Source organism: Pseudomonas sp. NPDC012596, assembly GCF_042902325.1.
Taxonomy (GTDB): Bacteria; Pseudomonadota; Gammaproteobacteria; order Pseudomonadales; family Pseudomonadaceae; genus Aquipseudomonas.
Genome location: NZ_JBIBEB010000019.1, coordinates 116,118 through 138,509 on the forward strand (window position 1 = coordinate 116,118; position 22,392 = coordinate 138,509).

Below are 22,392 nucleotides of genomic sequence, written 5' to 3' on the forward strand. Positions count from 1 at the left end.
CCATGACCCTGCCAAGCCGCATCAGCCTGTTGACCCTCTGCCTGGGCCTCACCGCCTGCACAACCCCACCCGCCCCCACAAGCGGCATCGCAGCACCGCAGGCCTGGCAAGGTGAAACTGCCTTGCCCGCAGCCGGCCCGCCATCGGCGCACTGGTGGCGCACCTTCGCCAGCCGCGAGCTGGACCAGCTGATCGAACGTGCCCGGCGCAATGCCCATGACCTTGCCGCCGCCACGGCGCGGGTACGCCAGGCCCAGGCTCGCGCCGTGATCGCCGGGGCACCGCTGCTGCCCGAAGTGCAGTCCGGCCTGGACGGCAGCCGCCAGCGCCTGCTGCACGGCCGTGGCAATAACGCGCTGGATGTCAGCAGAAGCGAGCCGACTTACAGCACCTACGCCATGCAACTGACGGCCAGCTACGAACTTGATTTCTGGGGTGGCCTGCGCGCAGCACGTGCAAGTGCACTGCACGACCTCGACGCCAGCCGCTTCGACCGCCAGACGGTGGAGCTCACCCTGACCAGCGCCGTGGCCGACAGCTACCTGCAGGGCCTGGCCCTGGAAGAACAACTGCGCATCGCGCGCCTCAACCTGCGCAACGCGCGTGACGTGCTGAACCTGGTCGAAAGCCGCGAGCGCGCAGGCTCGGCCACGCGCCTGGAGCTGGCCCAGCAGCGCAGCCTGGTGGCCGCCCAGGAACGCCAGGTGCCGCTACTGGAGCAGCAAAGGCAAGACAACCGCGTCACCCTCGCCACCCTGCTCGGTGACCCGGTTCAGGCCTTGCCCGCCAGCCGCCAGGCAATCGCTACCCTGCAGTGGCCACGCATCGGCAGCGGCGTGCCTAGCGAGCTGCTTGCCCGCCGGCCCGACATCGCCGCCGCTGAAGCACGCCTGGCCGCCGCCAATGCCAATGTGCAGGTCGCCAGGGCGGCGATGCTTCCCAAGCTCACCCTAGGCGCCAGCCTGGGCACGGGCGCCAATACGCTCCCCCAGGTGCTCGACAGCTCCTTTTACACGCTCACTGCCGGCCTGGCCGCACCGGTCTTCAACAACGGCCGCCTGCGCGCGTCGCGCGATCTGGCCCAAGCCGAGCAGGACGAGCTGCTGGAAAGCTACCGCAGCAGCATCCTGGCCGGCTTCGCCGATGTCGAAAAAGCCCTGAACGCCATCCAGGGTGTGGAGCGCCAGCGGCAGTGGCAGGACGAGGAAGTGCTGCAGGCGCGTCAGGCCTTTGACCTGGCGCAGCAGCGTTATGGCGCAGGCGCCGAGACGCTGCTCAGCGTGCTGGAAACCCAGCGCACCCTGTATTTGGCCCAGGACCAGCAAGCGCAGTTGCGCCTGGCCCGACTGCAGGGCAGCGTGGCGTTGTACAAGGCGCTTGGAGGTGGCTGGCAGGTCGAACGTTGAGGCCAGGCAAAACAGGCCCTGCAGGATAGATACAGGGCCTTGCAACACCCCGGCTCAGGCTTTGTCGGTGGCCAATTTCAGATTGCGTGCATACCAGGGGCGTTGCGGCACTTTTGGCCGCAGCCTGGCAAACAGGTCGTCGTCAGCAAAGATGATGCGCAGCGCCAGCTTCATGGTTTCCGGGTCCATCTCCACACTGCGCCCCGGCCTCAGCCCGGGAACCGTCGAACACCCATGGGTATCGGGCCCCAGCCACGGGTCGGCTACTTGCACCCACGGGCCCGGCGCAAACCACGGCACACCGTTGACCTCCAGGCGCCGCACCTGCCCCGGGTGGACGCGTTCATGGGCACGGAACCAATCCTCGATGCGGTCATCGATCCAGCCGTGAAACTGCCAGAACACCGGGTTGCAGTGAGACGAGAACGGGTCGCCGAGGAAGTCGTTCTGCGCCTCGAACCAGCGCGCGGCGAAATCTTCCGGGTTGCGCGCCATCGGCACCGGCAGGCCACTGGAGGGGTCACGCGGCACCGAGGCCCAACGCATGTGCAGCCAGTCGTGCAGGCCCAGTTCCATCTCCGAGCCAAACTGCCCGAGGGTGAGCGTGCTCAGGTAGTCCGGGTCGCTGTACTTCGACTCCCAGACCTGGAAGTTGCCGTGGAAGGTATCGGCCGTCTTGATATCGCGCACCCACTGGGTATAGGCCGCATCCCCCGCCGCCAGCCAGGTCGGCGGCAAGGCATTGCCGTCATGGTTGTCGAAATAGCGGGCGAACCCGGCGCGGTCGCGTTCAAGCTCCGGCTGCGGCAGCGGAAAACGCGTCCACGACGGCAACGGCTGAAGCGCGCGGGCAGCGCGCAGCATATGCCGGTGCATGAAGAAAAAGTCTTCACCCGAACCATTACGGTCCTTGAGTCGCCCGCGCGCATCACGTTCGCGGTCACGCGGCCCAGGCTGCCAGCCAAGGCCACGCAAAGCCCCCTGCTTGTCCTTGGACAGCTTGTGCCACTTGTCACGCGAGGCATGCCACAGCTGGTGGAACAGGCGATGCTCCGGCTCGATCAGCACAGCCAGCAAGGCGGGCGACAGCGGCGTGCGTTCGCGGGCCTCGGGGAAGCTGCGCTTGAGTGCCAGGAACTGGTTGTCCTGCACCGGCAGGGTCAAGGCGCGGTCAAGCGGGGCAATGCGCCCATTGAGAGTCGCCTGCCCGGCATTGCCGAACCCGCCCCAGACCTCGTCGAGCACGACATGGCATTCATACAGCGCGTGGGTTTGCCCCGCCTGCGTCGAAAACAGCCGCCAGCGCAACGTGCCAGGCTTGTCTGCCTGCAGGTCGCCGACCACCCGATAGCGCGGCTCTTCAGTACCGCGCAGGCGCTCGGGCGTATCCAGGTAACCGCGCACGCCTCGACCACTTTGGGCAACGTCCAGAAACAACTCCAGTTCACCCGCCGGTAAACCCTGCACCCCGGCGTCGCTGCCATGCGGGGTCCAGCGCCAGATGCCACGCAATATGTCGCCCAGACGCTGCAGCGGCGTATCGGCGAGCTCCACAACCGCTTCGCCCGGGGTTTCCGGAAACTGCTCGTCGAACCGCTGGCGCTGCACGCGCTGCGCATACAGCGCACCGGGCACCACCACGCCCGTCAATGCCACACCGGCGATGAACCCGCGTCGAGAAATCGTCATTGCAACTACCTGAGCATTCATTGCGGCCATGGAGCACGGCCCGTCCATGGCTAGAACGTTGTGCACACGGCGAAATTTAGCGCGCCGCCACACGCCCGGCTGCGGCGATAAATTTGCCGCCTGGTTGTTCGTCCACCTGATACCCAAGCCCTGCCTGGCAGCCCCCAAGCGCCGGCAGTGCGACCCGACCCACTGCGCTACGAGATGGCAATGACCAAGACCCGTTCCCGCAAAGCCTTGTACATTGGCCTGCCCCTGGCCCTGACGATCGCCCTGGGCAGTGCTGCTGGCTACTTCTACTGGCGAGACCTGCACGCCGGTTACCCCTTGGCGATCGTGCAGCAGGCCGACGCGCTGCATGAACACATGCTCTCGTTCGACAGCCACGTGACCGTCCCCCTGGCGCTGGGGAGTGCCGGCCACGAGGCCGACAAGGATGGCCCAGGCCAGTTCGACCTGGTCAAGGCCAACCGCGGCCGCCTGTCCGGCGCGGCGCTCACCGTGTTCGGCTGGCCGGAAATCTGGAACGGCGCCAATGCCCCGCACCGCCCCACCCCCGGTTTCGTCGATGCAGCCAGGCAAGAGCAGGAAGCCCGCTACAAGATCATCACCGGCATGGTTCGAGATTTCCCCAATCAGGTCGGCATTGCCTACAGCGCAGATGATTTCCGCCGCCTCAACGGCGAGGGCAAGTTCGCCATCTTCATCAGCATGCTCAATGCCTACCCACTGGGGCATGACCTTTCACAACTGGACCTGTGGGCCGCGCGCGGCATGCGCATGTTCGGCTTCAGCTATGTCGGCAACAACGACTGGGCCGACTCCTCGCGGCCACTGCCCTTCTTCAACGACACCACCGACGCCCTCGGTGGTCTGTCCCCGCTGGGTGAACAGGCGGTTCAGCGCCTGAACGACCTGGGCGTGATCATCGACGTCTCGCAGATGTCCACGCTTGCACTCGAAGACGTGGCCCGCCTGACCCGCGCGCCGATGGTCGCCTCGCACTCGGCACCCCGAGCGCTGGTGGACATTCCGCGCAACCTGTCCGACAAAGAGATGCAGCTGATCGGCGCCAGCGGTGGCGTGATCCAGGTGGTGGGCTTTGGCCAGTACCTCAAGCCCCTGACCAAGCCGGTGGTGGACAAGCTTGATGCCCTGCGGGCGCGTTTCGACCTGCAACCGCTGCAGGGCCTGGCCAATGCGCTGATGCCAGGTGACGCGGTGATCACCGTGTGGCCCGAGGCGCGGTTCGGCGAGTACGCAAGCTCGCTGTACGCCATCCTCGAAGAGGAGCCCAAGGCAACCCTCAAGCAGTACGTCGATGCAATCGACTACACGGTGAAGAAGGTCGGCATCGACCACGTCGGCATCGCCTCGGACTTCAACGATGGCGGCGGCCTGGATGGCTGGAAGGACGTCAGTGAGATCCGCAACGTCACGGCCGAACTGCTGACCCGCGGCTACAGCGAAGCGGACATCGCCAAGTTGTGGGCGGGCAACTTCCTGCGGGTCTGGGACCAGGTCCAGAAGTCCGCCCGCCCCGTCGCCAACCGTTGAGCCGTGCCCACCATGAGCAACCGCCGTACATTTCTGAAACAGGCCGGCCTGCTGGCCGCCAGCCTGCCGCTGCTACCCCAGGCCCTGGCGGCCGACAGCAAACCGCTGAGCGGCGCCGACAAATGGCGCAACCTGCGCACGCTGTTCCCGCTAGACCCGCAGATCGCACACTTCGCCAATTTCCTGGTCACTGCCCACCCGCGCCCGGTACAGGCGGCGATCGACCGCCACCGCGCCGACCTCGACCGTAACCCCGCCGCCCTGATGGACTGGGAGAGCCAGTACGAATGGCAGCGCGAGGACGAAGTGCGCGAGTGGGCCGGGCGTTACCTGGACGTCAAGCCACGCCAGATTGCCCTGACCGGTAGCACCACCGAAGGCCTGGCGATGATCTTCGGCGGCCTGCAAGTGGGCGCCGGTCAGGAAATCCTGGTGACCGAACACGAGCACTACTCGGCCCACAAGACCCTGGCTTTTCGCAGCCAGCGCCAGGGCACGGCAGTGCGCAAGATCCGCCTGTTCGACAACCCCTGGACGGTTTCAACCGACCAGGTGCTCAGTACCCTGGACAAGGCCATCCAGCCGCACACCCGGGTACTGGGCATGACCTGGGTGCACTCGGGCAGCGGCGTCAAACTGCCGGTGGGCGAGATCGGCGAGCTGGTGCGCCAGCACAATCGCAACCGCAGCGAGGCCGAGCGCATCCTCTACGTGGTCGACGGTGTGCACGGCTTCGGCGTGGAGAACGCACGCTTCGCCGACTTCAACTGCGACTACTTCATCGCCGGTACCCACAAATGGATGTTCGGCCCACGGGGCACCGGCATCATCTGCGCGGCTTCCACCGGCATGCAGCACCTCACCCCGACCATCGCCACTTTCTCCCGCGACGAAGATTTCGCCACCATCATGACCCCCGGCGGCTACCACGCCTTCGAGCACCGCTGGGCCGCCAGCGAAGCCTTCAAGCTGCACCTGGAACTCGGCAAAGGCGAGGTGCAGCAACGTATCCATCAGCTCAACAGCCTGCTCAAGGAGCGCCTCGCCGAGCACCGCCAGATCCAGCTGGTGACACCGCGCAGCGAGCGTTATTCGGCAGGCTTCACGTTTTTCCGCATCAAGGATCGCAACCCCGACGCCATCGCCGCCCACCTCACCAGCAACAAGGTGATGTGCGACGCGGTGTACCGCGACGTCGGCCCGGTGATCCGCCTGGCCCCCAGCCTGCTCAATGACGAACAGCAGATCGACCGGGCCATGGCCCTGATAACCCAGCAACTCTGAACAAGGCTCCCCCCATGACCGTACCCCTGCACCACCTGACCTTGGCCGCGCTGCTGGCGGCCTGCAGCCTGCCCGCACTGGCCGCGACACCCGGCGACAAACCCGGCACCGTGTTCCGTGACTGCGACACGCTCTGCCCGGAGATGGTGATACTCCCGGCGGGGACCTTCACCATGGGCACCCCGACAGACGAGATGGGCCGGCAGGACGACGAAAGCCCGCAACACCCGGTGACCTTCGCCAAACCGTTCGCCATCAGCCGGTTCCAGGTCACTGCCGGTGAGTGGGCGGCCTACCAGAAGGCGACCGGCCTCGTGGTTCCGGACGGTGATGACCGCCCAGGCAGGCGCTGCACCAACAGCAAACCCAGTTACAAGCAAGGCCCTCGCCAGCCGGCAGTGTGCATGAGCTATCAAGACGTCGAGCAGTACGCGGCCTGGCTGTCGAAAACAACCGGCCAGCGCTACAGCATGGTCAGTGAGGCCCAGCGCGAATACGCCGCACGCGGCGGCAGCGTCGGTGCCTTCCCTTTCGAACCCGACGCCAATTTCGAGATCAGCAAGAACGCCAACGTCTACGGCCCGAAGGATGGTTTCAGTTACAGCTCGCCGGTGGGCAGCTTCCCACCCAACAACTTCGGCATGTATGACATGCACGGCAACGTCTACGAATGGGTAGCCGACTGCTATCACGACAACTACAACGGTGCCCCCGCCGACGGCAGCGCTTGGAAAGACAGCGCGTGCAAGCTGGTCAGCATCCGCGGCAACGACTGGGGCGAAGCGCCGATCTTCTCCCGCTCGGGCAACCGCAACAACGCCTTCGCCAATAACCGCGGCGACTGGCTCGGCTTCCGCGTAGCACGGGAGCTCTGAGGCGCCGCCAGGCGGTAAATTCTCCCCTGCCCGGCTCGTTCCTATCGGTGTACTTGCGCAGGACCCGGGGCGCCCCTGCGTCGCCCCCACCCACCATCCAAGGAACCGCAACCATGAGCCCGATCCCCCCTTCGCAAACTATCCACGACTTCATCGGCGTCGGCCTGCAAGCATCTGCCGACCACAGCCTGAGCATTACCTTGCTCTCGACCAGCGTCTGATAACGGGAATCTTTCGATGAGCATTCAACCCCGCGGGGCCGTGCGCGAACTGCTGGCCCTGCTCCAGCCCTTCTGGCCAGTGGTGCTGGTGTCGATCATCCTGGGGATGGTCGGCGGCCTCAGTGTTACCGCGCTGCTGGCGACCATCAACAACGGGCTGCACAGCCAGGGCGGTTTCGGCCCGGGCCTGGTGCTGGGCTTCGCGGGGCTGTGTGCCTTGGCCCTGACCAGCACCATCTTGTCTGACATCGGCACCAACTATGTTGGTCAGCACATCATCGCGCTGTTACGCAAGCAGCTGGGCGAGAAGGTGCTGTCGGCACCGATCGAGCAGATAGAACGCTTTCGCAGCCACCGCCTGATCCCGGTGCTGACCCATGATGTCGACACCATCAGCGATTTCGCCTTCGCTTTCGCTCCCCTGGCGATTTCGCTCACGGTCACGCTGGGTTGCCTGGGTTATCTGGCCGTGCTTTCTCTGCCGATGTTCATGATGATGCTGGTCGCCCTGGCACTTGGCACCATTGTCCAGTACCTGGCAAGGGCCCGCGGCATTCGCGGTTTCTACCAGGCACGAGACGCGGAGGATCGCCTGCAGAAGCACTACCACGGTATCGCCGAAGGCGCCAAGGAGCTGCGCATTCATCGCCCGCGCCGCCAGCGCATGTACCGTGACGGCATCTGCCAGACGGCAGACGAAATTCGTGGCATCCAGATGCGCTCGATCAACACGTTCGTCATTGCCAAAAGCCTCGGCTCCATGCTGTTCTTCGTGGTGATCGGCATGGCTCTGGGGCTGCAGACACTGTGGCCCGCGGCCGACGCTTCGGTCATGAGCGGTTTCGTGCTGGTGCTGCTGTACATGAAAGGCCCCCTGGAACACCTGGTTGGCACCCTGCCGATCGTCAGCCGCGCGCAGATCGCCTTCCGCCGCATCGCCGAGCTGTCCGAGCAGTTCTCGTCGCCAGAGCCACACCTGCTGCTGCAGGACAATGCGCCACGCAGCCAGCAGGTGAACACCCTGGAGCTCAAGGACGTCAGCTTCACCTTCGCCGGCCGTGAAGGTGTCCAGCCGTTCCACCTCGGCCCGGTCAACCTCAGTTTCAAACAGGGCGAAATCACCTTCATCGTTGGCGAGAACGGCTGTGGCAAAACCACGTTGATCAAGCTGCTGCTGGGCCTCTACGTGCCCCAGCAAGGCCAAGTCAACGTCAACGGCCAGGCCATCACCGACCGCGACCGCGACGATTATCGGCAACTGTTCACCACTGTTTTCGCTGATTACTACCTGTTCGACGACGTACTGCTCGACGACAGGCAGATCCCTGATACCGCACGACATTACCTGGAGCGCCTGGAAATCGCCCACAAGGTGGACATCCGTGACGGCCGCTTCACCACTACCGACCTGTCTACCGGGCAGCGCAAACGCCTGGCACTGGTCAACGCCTGGCTCGACGAACGGCCGGTACTGGTGTTCGACGAATGGGCCGCCGATCAGGACCCGACGTTCCGCCGGGTGTTCTACACCGAACTGCTGCCTGAGCTGCAACGCCTGGGCAAGACGATCATCGTGATCTCCCACGATGACCGCTATTTCGACATCGCCGACCAGCTGGTACGCCTGCATGCCGGCCAGGTGCATAGCGAAAGGGCTGCCTTGGCCTGACCGACAGCGCGCACGCGGGCACCCGCCCGCGCTGCGCTGCTTGAAGGCACCTCCTCATTTTTCTTCAGCGCCGCCACATGCCGGCCCTTTGTGGCCAGAACATTTTCTTTTTATGCAGAAATCTTTCCGGTTTTGCCTCAGGGCAACGTTACATTGAAGAAGAATAATTCTCATTGATAACTCCAGCACTTACGGAAGCAACAGATGCGCAACAGAACATCGAAAGCCGGCAGCCGAGCACTGCCCACACGTCCCTCGCCTCAACCCTTGCTGGCACTGAGTACCGCCCTGCTGATGGCTTGCGCCAGCCAAGTGCAGGCCGAAGTGGTCAAGCTGGACATTCCCTCCCAGCCACTGTCTTCGGCGCTGCAGGCGCTGGGCAGACAGGCTGAACTGCAGATCCTCTACAGCCCGGATTCGGTGCAGGATGTTCGAACTGTCGCGATCAAGGGGGAGATCGACAGCATCGACGCACTGAAACGCCTTATCCAGGGTACGGGCCTGCGCTACAACGTCGACGGAAACACCGTCACCCTGCTGGCACCGATGGAGAGCAACGCACATCAGATCCAGCTGGATTCCACGTCGGTCACCGCCGCTGGCCTGGGCTACCAGACCGAGAATTCCGGGTCCTACACGACCGGTGCGGTTTCGGTGGGCGGCAAGACGCCGGTGGCGCTGCGCGAAATACCGCAATCGGTGTCGGTGCTGACCCGCCAGAGAATGGAAGACCAGGGCATCACCAACATGGAACAGGCACTGGACAAGCTGACCGGTGTCACCGTGGTTGGCGGCAACAGTGTCGACACCAAGTTCTACTCGCGCGGCTTCGAAGTGACCAGCGTCCAGACGGATGGCGGCGCGCCGGGGATTCGCCAGCAGAACTACCAGTCGCTCCCGGACATGGCGATGTACGACCACGTCGAGATTCTGCGCGGTTCCGATGGCCTGTTCAGTGGCACCGGCGAACCGGGCGGCACACTGAACCTGGTGCGCAAGAAGCCGCTGGCTCACAACCAGCTCAAGACAACCACTTCGGCAGGCAGCTGGGACAACTACCGCCAGGAAGTCGATGTGACCGGCCCGTTGGGCTTCGATGGCAGGCTGCGTGGCCGCGGCGTGTTCGCGGTAGAAGACCGTGACTACTTCTACGACACCACCAACAGCAAGAAAGAAATCTACTACGGCATTTTCGAAGCCGACCTTACCGATGACACCCTGCTGACGTTCGGCGGCAGCCATCAATGGCGCAAGATCAAGGGTTATTGGGACAGCGGCCTGCCGCGCTATAACACCGGTGAGGATATCGGCCTGTCCCGTGACACGTCGCTGGCCGCCGACTGGTCCACAGCCAACTACGAAACAAACGAAATTTTCGTCAAGCTCGAACACAGTTTCAACGAGAACTGGAAAGCCAACGGCAGTTACACCCGCTATCACCAGGACATCTCGCAGAATATCGGCCAGGCTACCGGGACAATCGACGACGTCACCGGACGAGGCTCGCTGTTCTCCCGCTGGGGCCGCAACTACAACATCGACCAGGACCTTTACGACGCCAATGTCTCGGGCCGCTTTCAGGCCTTCGGCCTCGAACACGAGGTACTGTTCGGCGTTGACCACCAGGAGACGCGCCGCGGCTTCGAATCGTACCGCTTGGGCATGGCCAACATCCCGGTCAACCCGGCCGACAACAACATCGGCAGCCAGCCTGAAGGCGCCATGCCAGGCATGTATATCAACTTCCCAGCCTGGAACCAGCGCAAGAGCGGCGCTTACGCCACCCTGCGCGCTCAACTGGCCGAGCCACTCAAGCTGATCGTCGGTGCGCGCTACTCCGACTACGATGACAACATCACCAGCGTCACCCCGTCCGATGGCATGGTCTACCCCACCGGCGGCAAGGAAAGCGGTGTGGTCACTCCATTCGGCGGCCTGGTTTACACCGTCAACGATCAGTGGTCGGTGTATACCAGCTACAGTCAGATCTATATCCCGCAGACGAACTACCTGGGTACCGACCACAGCTCGCTCAAGCCGATGACTGGCGATACCTATGAAGTCGGCACCAAGGCAGAACTGTTCGACAAGAGGGCCAACCTTTCGCTGGCGCTGTACTACACCAAGCGCGAAAACGAAGCCATGCTGCTCAACTCTGAAGCCGTCGTCGGCAACCCTTGCTGCTATGAAGCCGCCGGCAAGATCGTCAGCAAGGGCTTCGACGCTGAAATCACGGGTGAACTGCTGCCGAACTGGCAGATCGGCGCTGGCTACACCTTCAACATCAATGAACAGGTCAAAACCGGCACTGCCTCCAACCGTGGCAAGCCGCTGAGTTCTCAGACGCCGAAACACCTGCTGAAGCTGTTCACCAGCTATCGCCTGCCGGGCGATCTGGACAGCTGGAAAGTCGGCTTGGGCGCCAACATCCAGAGCCGCAACTACGTGAGTGGCACCTCGACGGTCAAGGATGCATTCGGCAACAGCGTCACCACGGTCAACCCGTTCTCCTACGAGCAACCCGGCTATGCCGTGTGGAACGCACTGGTCGACTACCAGATCGACAAGCACTGGAACGCGTCATTCAACGTCAACAATATCTTCGACAAGAAGTACTACCAGACCGTCGGGACCAACGCGATCAACAACTGGTACGGCAACCCACGCGAGTACGTGCTCACCTTGCGCAGCACATTCTGAAACCACGGCCGGTGGCCACCGGTTTGGACAAAAGAAAAGGCCAGTCATCCGACTGGCCTTTTCTTTTGCCCATGTGCAGGAGAGCGCTGGTTACTGCAGGTGACGCTTCAGTGCGTCAACCATCTCATCGTAGACCTCAAGCGCAGCGGGCACGACCGTGGACATACGCAGGAAGTCATGGGTCAGACCGGCGTACTCCACCAGTTCGACCTGCACGCCCGCACGGCGCAGCTTTTCTGCGTAGGCCAGGCCTTCGTCGAACAAGGGGTCGAAGCCCGCGAGGGCGATCCAGGCCGGCGCACTGTGTTCCAACCCTTCGCCCAGCAACGGCGAAAAACGTGGATCTGCGCGATCCTGCGGATGGCGTGCGTGGCAGTCGTAAAACCACTCCAGGGTCAGATCCTCAAGCAGGTAACCCTCGGCAAACAGTTCCCGCGACGCGTGCCGTTCACTGGCGTCGGTCATGGGGTAGCACAATAACTGCAGGCGCGGGCGAACCCCCGTGAAGCCCGGTTGGCCAGCCTCCTGCGCAAGCACGGTGGCAAGGCTTGCCCCCACGCTGTCTCCGGCAAAGGCAACACGTGTGGTATCCAGGCCCAGCGCCGGGCCATCACTGCCGAGCCATCGCAATGCCTGTTGCGCATCCTCCAGCGGTTGCGGAAACCGGTGCTCGGGGGCCAGACGGTAACCTACCGACAGCACCGCAAAACCTGACCGCTGGCAAAGCTCCTGGCAGATGCCCTGGTGCGAGTCCAGGCTGCCGACCACGTAGCCGCCACCATGGAAGAACAGGATCACTGCAGTCGGCGCCGTACGGCTCGACCGGTACAGGCGCAGGGGCAGCGGGGTGCCGTCGGGGCGAGTGACTTCAAGGTGCACCGGCTCGATCGCGGGGGCCGCCCACGCCAGTTGCCGGCTGGTCTGTTCGAACAATGCCCGCGCCTGCGCCGGCGCCAGGGTATGCAACGGTGCCTGTTGGCCGGGCGCCTCTTCAGCAAGGTCAAGGAAGGCGCCGATATCGGGATGTAGGGTCATCAAAAGCAATTCCTGCAGCTAAGAACGAAAGCGGGAGGCGTGCCTCCCGCATGAACATCAGGCGACACCTGCCTCGCATACCGACACGCAGTGCTCGATCAATGCCTGCAGTTCCAGCTGCAGGCCCTGCATCAGGCGCTCGACCGTCGCCGCACGGTAACGACGGGTGCTGTATACACAACGGATCGACAGTCGCCCGTCATACACCTGGCCCACCATTTCCAGCCAGTTGCCCAGCGGTGCCTCGCTGCTGTAGCAGTCCCCCTGCCCTTCCGGTGCCGGCAACAGCAGGGCCTTGTCGTCGAAGCTCTGGTCGAACTGCCCGAGATAGTTGAACGTTACCCGTGCCTGCGAGGTGTGCGCCAGGCGTGCTGCCAGTTCGGGCCCCGCCATGTGGCGCAGCACGCCATAACCGATGCCCTTGTCCGGCACTGCCTGCAGGCGCGCCTGCACATTGCGCAACGCATCGGCCTGGTGCTGCCCGGGCGGGCAGTCCAGGCGCACCGGGAACATCGTGGTGAACCAACCCAGTGTGCGGCTCAGGTCCAGCTCATCGAACAGGTCTTCGCGCCCATGCCCCTCCAGCTGCACCCATGCCGTCCGGGTTCCAGCCCATTGGCACATGGCACGGCCCAGGGCCGTCAGCAACAGGTCGTTGATCTGGCTGCCATAGGCAGCCGGTGCCCGCTTCAACAGGTCGCTGGTCTGGGCCGCATCCAGTGCAAAATGCGCCCCGGCCTGGTAACGGACCTGGTCTTTGCCTCGCGGGTTGTCGCATGGGAAGACCTGATCATTGTCGGGCAGGCATTCGAGCCAGTAATCCAGCTCCCGCACCGCCCGCTGCGGCGCTTGCGCCTGCAGGCGCTCCACCCATGACCGGTAGCTGCTGCTACGTACCGGCAGGTCTGGCGCATACCCCTGGCTGCAGGCTTGGTACGCCTCCTGCAGATCCTGCAGGAGGATGCGCCAGGACACCGCATCGACCACCAGGTGGTGGATGACTATCAGCAAGCGCTGTTCCCCGTCAGGCATATCAACCTGCACAAACCGGTACAACGGGCCATTCTGTGGGTCGAGGCTTCGCTGGGCACGGTTGACGCACGCTTGCAGCGCCGCTTCATCGACCGCCAGTTCACGCCACAGACAATCGCCCAACCCCTCGTCCTGACGCAGGTCATAGCTCTGGTACCAGCGGCCATCCACCTCGCGAAAACGCAAGCGCAAGCTGTCATGTTGCGTGACTACCCGGTGCAAGGCCTGCTCCAGCGCAGTTGTATCCAACGCTTGTCGCGGCCGGAACATCAACGCCTGGTTGTAGTGGTGACGCTCGCTCATCGGGCAGGCGAAGAACCATTGCTGAATGGGCAGCAGTCCAAACCAACCCTCGGTGGCCAATTGCGCACTGATGTCCTCACGCCCTGGGGCGAGGATCTCCTCACGGGAAAACAGCCCGGCAATGGTCTGCCAGCGCATCAGGTCACGCAGCTTAAGGTCGATGTCCAGCCCAGGATGGTTGCGGACCTTGGACACCACCTGCAGGCTGAGAATCGAATCGCCACCCAGCTCGAAGAAGTTGTCATGAATACCCACACGCTCGACCTGCAGGGTCTGCGCCCAGATCTGCGCCAGCAGGCGCTGGGCGTCATTGACAGGCGCAACATATACGCCAGCCTGGACCTCAGGTTCGGGCAATGCGCGACGATCGAGCTTGCCATTGGCGTTGACCGGCAGGCTGACCATGCCCACCAGGTAGGTAGGTACCATGTAGTCCGGAAGCTCCTGGCGCAGGCACTCCTTCAGCCAGTCACCCACTTCGCGGCCCCCGGCGCTGACGACGTAGGCCACCAAGTGTTTGCCGCTGGCCAGCTCACGAGCGACTACCAGCGCATCGGCGACACCGTCCTGGCGACGCAGCGCCGCTTCGATCTCACCCAGTTCAATGCGGAACCCGCGCAACTTGACCTGATGGTCGGCTCGGCCCAGGTAATCGAGGACCCCGTCCTCACGCTGCAACACCCGGTCGCCACTTCGGTACTGGCGACTGCCCGGCGCGCCGAAGGGGTCTGGCACGAACCGTTCGGCAGTCAGCCCGGGGCGGCCATGGTATCCACGCGCGACACCCTCACCGGCGATATGCAATTCGCCTGGGATGCCTGCTGGCAGCGGCTCCAGGTCGTCGTCCAGCACATACAGGGCGCGCTGGCCCACCGCACGACCAATCGGCGCATAGGCTGCGCCACAGCGTGCCTGCGCGTCGACTTTCCACAGCATCGGCGTGACCACCGTCTCGGTGGGGCCATAGCCATTGGTCAAGAAACGAGGCTTCAGCACCGCGGTGATCAGGTCGAATGACGACGCCGGCACTGCATCGCCGCCGCAGCAGTAGATCGTGACCGGCGGTGCCGGTTGACCGCTATCGCGCACATGCTCGGCCAACTGTTTGAGATAGGCCGGCGGGAAACACGCAATGGTGATACGCCGTTCATGCAATACCGCGCAGGTCTGCTCGGCGGTCCACAGTTCGCCATCGCGCAGTACCAGTTCCCCTCCGTGGCAGAGCACGCTCAGCCAGCGCTCCTGAGCACCGTCGAAGGCGAACGACATGAACAACAGCTCGCGGGTATCGGTATCGATTTCGTACAGCTCGGCGATCGCCTGGCAATGCATGCTCAGGGGCCCATGGGTCACCGCCACGCCTTTGGGTTGGCCGGTGGAACCGGAGGTGTAGATCAAGTAGGCGAGGTGCTCCGGGAGGCACGCCGAACGTGGCGTGTGGGACGGCAAGCGCGCCCAGTCCAGGGCGTCCATGTCGATGCTGGCCAAGCCAGCCGGTGCCAACTGCTGGAGTGTCTGTGCCCGACCGATGAGCAGCTTCATCGAGCAGTCCTCGATCATGTAGGCCAGGCGCTCGCCAGGGTAGTCGATATCCAGCGGCAAGTAGGCAGCCCCGGTCTTGTGCACTGCAAGGAAGGCCACGACACTGTCCAGCGACCGCTCCAGGGCGATACCGACCACATCTTCAGGCCCGACGCCCTGGGCCTGCAATGCATGCGCCAGGGAGTTGGCACGCTGTTGCAATTGGGCATGGGTCAACTGGGCATCGCCGCAACGCACCGCCACGGCCTCGGGACGCGCAGCCGCCTGGCGGGCGATCAGCTCGGTGACGGTAACGGCCTCGTGGCACGCCTGTGGCGCACGGCTCCACTGCTCGAAAGCCTGCTGCTGGTTCGCCGGCAGCCGCGGCAGGCGCCCCAGCGGCCGTTCGCCATCCTGGGCCAGCGCCTCCAGGGTGTACTCCATGCACTGGCGGATAGCCTGCACCGCCTCAGGCGCAAAACTGGCGCGCAGGTACAGGTACTCGATGGACAACCGCTGGCCCACCGTCACCGCCAGGTCCATGGGGAAGTTGGTGACATCATGGTTGCTCGACTGACCGAAGCTGAGCTCGCTCTCCCCGGCCTGGCCAAGGCGCTCATCGATCGGGTAGTTCTCGAACACGATGATGCTGTCGAACATCGGCTGGGCGCCCATGCCGGACCAACGCTGAATATCGGCCAGCGGCGCATGGGCATGGTCACGCAGGTCGAGGTTGTAGTCCTGCAACTGGGCGAGCCACTGCCTGACCTGCTGGGCCGGCTCCACCGTCTGGATGACCGGCAGCGTGTTGATGAACAGGCCAAGGGTCTGTTCGGCATTGGGCAGCGACGCCGGCCGCCCAGCCACCGTAGAGCCGAAGGCCACGGTGCGCTGCCCGGTGAAGCGCTGCAGCACCAACAGCCATGCCGCTTGCACCAGGGTGTTGAGGGTCACTCGGCAGGCACGGCAGAACTGCTGCAGGCGCTCGGTCTGCGCCGGATCCCAGCTGGAATACAAAGCCTCATGGCCGGCAACCTCGCTGTCATGCCGCGGGTAGATCGCCTGGCTCAGCGCCGTTGGCTCGCTCAGCGTGCTCAAGCGCTGCTTCCAGAACTGCTCCAGTTCTTCACGTGGCTGGCGATGCAACCAGGCGATGAATTCGCGATAGCGCGCCGCAGGGCTTGCTACCTGGCCTTCGTTGTAGTGCTGAAGCACTTCGCCGAACAGCCGCGAGCTGCTCCAGCCGTCCATGAGGATATGGTGGCTGGTCCACAGCATGCGGTAATCCTGCTCACCTGTGCGGATCAACGTAATGCGCTGTAGCGGCGCCCGCGCCAGATCGAAGCCGCGCGCGCGGTCTGCCGCGGCCAGCTGTTCAATGGCGTGTTCAGGGTCTGCCTGGGCGCGCCAGTCGAGCAGCTGCAGGTCGAGCACGGCATGGCGCTGTACCACCTGTAGCGGATGCTCGCTGTCGTCGGGCCAATGGAAGCTGGTACGCAAGATGTCATGACGGTCCAGAGCAGCCTGCCACGCCTCGCGAAAACGCTCCACCTGCAAGCCCTGGACTGGCAGGTCGACCTGGTTGATGTAGTACGCCGACTCGGTGTCGGCCGCACTGTGCAGCAGCATGGCTTGCTGCATGGGCGACAAGGGGTAGATGTCGTCTATCTGCGACGCTGTGATCGGCAAGGCGTCGAGTTGACGCTGGTCGAGCCCCGCCAGGGGGAAATCGGACGGTGTCACACCCGCCGTGCTTGCGTCGCAGCAATGCCCGATCAGTTCGGCCAACTGCCGGCCATACTCGTCGGCCAATGCCTGCACCGTTTCGGCACGGTACTGCTGACCACTGAACGACCAGGTCATGCTGAGCTCGCCACCGTAGACCCGGCCATTGAGCACCAACCAGTTGGCCATCGGCGAAGCGCCATTCTGCTCGGCCCCCGCGTACTCGCCGGATGGCACGAAGAGGGCCTGCTCGTCGGTCGAAAACGCCCCATCGAACTGCCCCAGGTAGTTGAAGGTGACACGAGCCTGGGGCAGCGCAGCAAATGCCGCGCGGGTAGCCTCGTCAGCCAAGTGGCGCAGGGCACCGAAGCCCAGTCCCTTGTCTGGCACCGCACGCAGCCGCTCCTTGACGCCCTTTATCAGCGCTCCCGGCAGCTCGCAGGTGTCCAGCCGTACCGGGTAGACACTGGTGAACCAACCGACCGTGCGCACCAGGTCAATGTCCTCGAACAGCTCCTCTCGGCCATGCCCCTCCAACTCCACCAGCACAGCCGAACTGCCGGCCCAGGCGCACAGTGTGCGCGCCAGCGCGGCCAGCAACAGGTCGTTGATTTGCGTGCGGTAGGCGGCCGGCGCCTGCTGCAGCAGGCGCCGGGTGAGGTCCTTGCCCAAGCGCGTCTCGACACTGCGCCCCCCATTGTTGAGTGCCTGTTGCACGGGCCAGTCGCGCGGCAAATCGACCTCGACGCCGTCCGCTTGCGCCATCCAGTAGGCCTTCTGTTCCAGGGCGGCGCCTGCGGCATAGCCTTGCAGGCGTTGCGCCCAGGCCTGCACCGGGCTGGTCTTGGCCGGCAGCCGTACCGCCTGCTGCTGCACCGCATTGCAATAGGCTTGCTGCAGGTCCTCGAACAGAATGCGCCACGAGACACCATCGACCACAAGGTGGTGGATCACCAACAGCAACCGCTGGGACGCATCCGGCAGGTCGATCAGTACGGCGCGAACCAACGGTCCGCCTTCCAGGTCGAGGCTGCGCTGGGCCTGCTCACACACGTCGAGCAACTGCTCCTGGCTGCCAAGGCAGCGATGCTCGAGTGCCGGTACTTGCTGCCAGATCAACCGCTGCTGCTGGACACTGCGGTGCAGCGCCTGCACACCGGCGGTTGGGTGGAACGACTGACGCAGCACATCATGGTGCACGATGAGCGCCTGCAGAGCCTGCTCCACGGCAGCTGCATCAAGGGAGGCGGTCGGCCGCAGCAGCACCGATTGGTTCCAGTGCTGGCGCTCGATGATCGGCGCCTCGAAGAACCAGCGCTGAAATGGCATCAACGGCGCGCCGCCCTGCACTTCGCCCTGGTCTATATCGGTCAGCCCGGCCGCCGTGGCGACCAACGCCAGGCTGCGCACAGTCTGGTGCTGGAACAACTCCTTGGGGGTGAACCGGATGCCCGCCTGGCGCGCTCGGCTGACCATCTGGATCGAAACGATCGAGTCACCACCGACTTCGAAGAAGTTGTCCGTCACGCCCAGCTCGTCGAGCTTGAGCACCGCGCGCCACACGTCCAGCAGACGGCGCTCCCAGTCGTTGCCGGGTGCCTGGCGCTCGCTGGCCAGCTCGGTCGGGTCGGGTGCGGGCAGGCGCTTGCGGTCAAGCTTGCCGTTGGGCGTCAGGGGCAAGGCATCGATGAACACCCATTGCGCCGGGATCATGTAATCCGGCAGATCCACTGCCAGCGCCTGGCGCAAAACGTCACGCGATGGCGCAATACCCTGCCCCACCACGTAAGCAACCAGGAAGGCGCCATGGGCACCGTCGAGCACCAGCACGGCGGCTTCGCGCACATGCTCGTGCGCTAGCAGGCGCGCCTCGATCTCGCCGGTCTCGATGCGAAAGCCACGTACCTTCACCTGATGATCGAGACGCCCCAGGTACTGGATCACCCCGTTATCGTCGAAGCGCACACGGTCAGCGGTGCGGTACATCCGCTCGCCATTGCCGCGCAACGGGTCGGGTACAAAGCGTTCGGCAGTCAACCCCGGGTTGGACAGGTAGCCACGGGTGATGCCGCTGCCGGCCAGGTACAACTCGGCACCGACCCCCACCGGCACAACGTTCAGTTGCAGGTCCAGCGCATAGCCGCGGGTGTCGTCCAGCGGGCGGCCGATATTCGCTCGCCCACCTGCGTCGCGGCGGGTCCAGGTCGAATAGGTGGTGTCCTCGGACGGCCCGTAGAGGTCATAGACACAGCTCACCTGGGTGCCCTGGTACAGGGCATCCACCAAGGGCTGCTTCAGGGGTTCGCCTGCCAGGTTGATGATGCGCACCCCAGGGCCGATGCTGCCCTCGCGCAACAGCGCGGCAATGGCCGACGGCACCGTGTTGATCAAGCGCACTTCGTCCCTGGCCGGCAATTCGGCAAGCTCCAGCGCATTGCGAGCAAGCACGATGAAGCCCCCAAGGCCGAGGGTGACGAACAGTTCCCACACCGAGAGATCGAAGCACACCGAGGTCGAGGCCAGCACACCCTGCAGGTCGTGCGGCGCATACACCCGGGCCGTCCAATGGCGCAACACTGCCACGTTACGGTGGCAGATCGCGACACCTTTGGGCCGCCCGGTCGAGCCGGACGTGTAGATGACATAGCCAAGGTTGTCCCCACGGGCACTGTCGGCCAGGTCGGACTCGTCAAGGTCACTCAGCCACTGTTCGCCAGCCTGCACCAGCAGCACCTGGGTGTGGGCCGGCACTGACAGGCGCTCGATCACGCCAGCCTGGCTGACCAGCACCGGGGCCTGGCTATTCTCCAGCATGTAGGCGATGCGCTCGGCCGGATAGTCCGGATCAAGCGGCACATAGGCGCCGCCAGCCTTGAGGATGGCCAGCAAGGTCACCACCAGTTCGGGAGAGCGCACCAACGCCACGCCGACTCGCACCTCCGGGCCGACACCCAGGCTGACCAGGTACCGCGCAAGGCGGTTAGCGCGGGCATTGAGCTGGCCGTAGGTCAGACGTTCATGGCCATGTACCAGCGCCAGGCGCTGAGGGTCACGCACCACCTGCGCCTCGACCGCACCGTGAATGGTTTCGTCGGGCGAGTAGTTGCAGACTTCACCCTGCCAGCTGTCCAGTTGCGCCTGCCGTACCTGAGCATCGAGTACCGGCAAGTCGGTGATTGCCTGCTGCGGATCCGCGACGATACCGCGCAGCAGCGTCAACCAGCTTTGCCCGAAGCGCTCGATGGTCGCAGGCTCGAACAGGTCGGTGGCATAGGTCAGTGCTGCACTCAGCCCAGCTTCGCTCTCAAAGGTGTCCAGCGTGAGGTCGAACTGCGCGGCATGAATCTCTACTGGCAGTGTTTCCAGGGTCAGGTCCGCCACCAGGGAATGGCGAGCATCCCCCTTGCCGACACGCTGATGGTTGTACATCACCTGGAACAGCGCGTTATGGCTCAGGCTGCGCTCCGGACGCAAGGCCTCGACCAGTTGCTCGAACGGCAGGTCCTGGTGGTTCTGCCCCTGCACCACGGTCTCGCGCACCTGCTGCAGGAAGTCGCAGAAGCGTGCGCGACTGTCCACCTGGCCACGCAGCACCTGGGTATTGGTGAAGAAGCCGATCAACCCTTCGGTTTCCACCCGGTTGCGGTTGGCAACCGGCACACCGACACGGATGTCGTCCTGGCCCGTGTACCGGTGCAGCAGCACCTGGTAGGCAGCCAGCAACAACATGAACAGGGTCACCCCCTGCTGACGCGATACTGCGTCCAGTGCCCGCGCCAGGTCGGTATCGAGCGACAGGCTCAGGCGCGCGCCGCGGTAGCTCTGCTGCGGCGGGCGGGCAAAGTCCAGCGGCAACTCCAGGGCATCGGGGTCGCCAGCCAATTGCGCGGTCCAGTATTGCAACTGACGCTCGCGCTCGCCTGCTTCCATCCAGCGCCGCTGCCAGACGGCGTAGTCGCTGTACTGCACCGGCAGCGCTGGCAAGCGGGGTTCGCGACGTTCGAGTGCAGCCCGATAGAACTCGATCAGGTCACCGAGCATGACTTTGATCGACCAGCCGTCCGAAATGATGTGGTGCATGACCACCACCAGCACGTGGTCGTCCTCGCCCTGACGCGCCACCCCGGCGCGCAGCAGCGGAGCCTGGGCCAGGTCGAAGGGCTGGCGGGTCAGGCGCTGCACAAAAGCGTCGAGCGCTTCGTCCGTGCACACCTCCAACTGCATCTGCACCTGCTCCAGCACTTCCTGCACGGGTGTTTCAGCGCTGTGCTTCAGGCATGTGCGAAGCACCCCATGGCGCCCGAGCAGCGCTGTGAAGCTGTGTTGCAGCGCCACCAGGTCGAGGTTGCCACGCAGGCGCAGCGTGAGCGGAATATGATAGGCATCACTGTGCGGTTCCAATTGCCAGAGGAACCACTGACGTTCCTGGGCGTAGGACAGCGGCAGCGCTTCGAGCTCGTCACTGAGCGCTGGAATCGGCAACTGCGCCGGCGAGATGCCTTCGGCCAGCATGGTCTGCAGGTAACGTGTTCGTTTATCCAGTGGCAGCGCGATGAACCGCCGCGCGATCCGTGCGGCAACTTGCTTGTCCATCACACTTCCTCCATTTCATCGAGCAGAGACTCGAGCCTGCTAAACCTGTCGCCAGTGTCCTGACGGTCTTCAACGTGCATCTGAGCCGCGAACTGCGCCAACACCGGGTACTGGAACAACGTCTGCGGCGTTGCCGCCACCCCAAGCTCCAGTTGCAGGCGGGAAACCACGCTGACGGCCAGCAGCGAGTGCCCGCCGAGTTCGAAGAAGTGATCAAACCGCCCCACCTGCTCTTGGCGCAGCACGTCCTGCCAGATGGCCGCGATGGCATGCTCCAGTTCGCCCTCCGGCGCCACATAGGCCTTCTGTGCCTGCGCCTGCGGGCTTGGCAGCTGGCGCCGGTCAAGCTTGCCGTTGGGGCTCAGCGGCAGCGCTTCGAGGAACAACCACTGCGCCGGCACCATGTACTCCGGCAGGCTGCGGGCCAGCTGCGCCTTGAGCGCGTCGGCCGTCGCCTCGCCCACCACGTAGGCCACCAGTTGCTGCTCCACCACCAGCACCGCCGCCTCGCGCACCTGCGCCTGCTCCAGCAGCCGGGCTTCGATTTCGCCCAGCTCGATGCGCAGCCCGCGCAGCTTCACCTGGTGGTCGATGCGCCCGCCGTACTCCAGCGTGCCGTCCGCGCGGTAGCGCGCCAGGTCGCCGGTGCGGTACATCCGCTCACCCGCCACGAACGGGTCCGCCGGGAAACGCTCGGCCGTCAGCCCCGGCCGGCGGTGGTAGCCACGCGCCAGGCCAGCGCCGGCCAGGTACAGCTCGCCCAGCACGCCCACCGGCACCGG

At 64.4% G+C, this 22,392-nt stretch carries 10 protein-coding genes; 6 read left to right on the forward strand and 4 right to left on the reverse strand.

The window, feature by feature from the left end; genetic code table 11:
- The first annotated feature begins 2 nt into the window (after window positions 1-2).
- A complete protein-coding gene (locus ACFY68_RS21340; RefSeq protein ID WP_387531395.1) occupies window positions 3-1,406 on the forward strand; it encodes an efflux transporter outer membrane subunit in 1,404 nt (467 codons plus the stop codon).
- 54 nt (window positions 1,407-1,460) lie between these two features.
- On the opposite strand, the gene ACFY68_RS21345 is transcribed toward ACFY68_RS21340, so the two are convergent.
- A complete protein-coding gene (locus tag ACFY68_RS21345) occupies window positions 1,461-3,095 on the reverse strand; it encodes a PvdJ/PvdD/PvdP-like protein (protein WP_387531398.1) in 1,635 nt (544 codons plus the stop codon).
- A gap of 210 nt (window positions 3,096-3,305) precedes the next feature.
- Between ACFY68_RS21345 and pvdM the strand changes: the two genes are divergently transcribed.
- The 5 genes from pvdM to ACFY68_RS21370 all read left to right on the forward strand — a co-directional run bounded on the left by pvdM (window position 3,306) and on the right by ACFY68_RS21370 (window position 11,401).
- Window positions 3,306-4,652, forward strand: coding sequence for a pyoverdine-tailoring dipeptidase-like protein PvdM (gene pvdM, locus ACFY68_RS21350; RefSeq protein WP_387531402.1), 1,347 nt, complete (start codon window positions 3,306-3,308; stop codon window positions 4,650-4,652).
- Between the two features lie 12 nt (window positions 4,653-4,664).
- Window positions 4,665-5,936 (forward strand): aminotransferase class V-fold PLP-dependent enzyme, encoded by a 1,272-nt coding sequence (locus ACFY68_RS21355; RefSeq protein WP_387531405.1) that lies wholly within the window; start codon window positions 4,665-4,667, stop codon window positions 5,934-5,936.
- Between the two features lie 14 nt (window positions 5,937-5,950).
- Window positions 5,951-6,811, forward strand: a complete 861-nt coding sequence (locus ACFY68_RS21360) for a formylglycine-generating enzyme family protein (protein ID WP_387531408.1) — start codon at window positions 5,951-5,953, stop codon at window positions 6,809-6,811.
- A gap of 237 nt (window positions 6,812-7,048) precedes the next feature.
- Window positions 7,049-8,701: a cyclic peptide export ABC transporter gene (locus ACFY68_RS21365; RefSeq protein WP_387531410.1), complete on the forward strand. Its 1,653-nt coding sequence runs from the start codon at window positions 7,049-7,051 to the stop codon at window positions 8,699-8,701.
- 204 nt (window positions 8,702-8,905) lie between these two features.
- The gene (locus ACFY68_RS21370; RefSeq protein ID WP_387531413.1) at window positions 8,906-11,401 is read left to right on the forward strand and encodes a TonB-dependent siderophore receptor; all 2,496 of its coding nucleotides are present in this window, start codon (window positions 8,906-8,908) and stop codon (window positions 11,399-11,401) included.
- Between the two features lie 90 nt (window positions 11,402-11,491).
- Here the strand turns inward: ACFY68_RS21370 and ACFY68_RS21375 are convergent, their stop codons facing one another.
- The 3 genes from ACFY68_RS21375 to ACFY68_RS21385 all read right to left on the reverse strand — a co-directional run.
- On the reverse strand, window positions 11,492-12,436 hold the full coding sequence (locus ACFY68_RS21375; protein ID WP_387531416.1) for an alpha/beta hydrolase: 945 nt from the start codon (window positions 12,434-12,436) through the stop codon (window positions 11,492-11,494).
- Between the two features lie 57 nt (window positions 12,437-12,493).
- The gene (locus ACFY68_RS21380; RefSeq protein ID WP_387531419.1) at window positions 12,494-21,610 is read right to left on the reverse strand and encodes an amino acid adenylation domain-containing protein; all 9,117 of its coding nucleotides are present in this window, start codon (window positions 21,608-21,610) and stop codon (window positions 12,494-12,496) included.
- Window positions 21,610-22,392, reverse strand: a 783-nt coding sequence (locus tag ACFY68_RS21385; RefSeq protein ID WP_387531422.1) for a phosphopantetheine-binding protein, incomplete at its 5' end; no start/stop codon positions are given. The genes ACFY68_RS21380 and ACFY68_RS21385, both read right to left, overlap by 1 nt.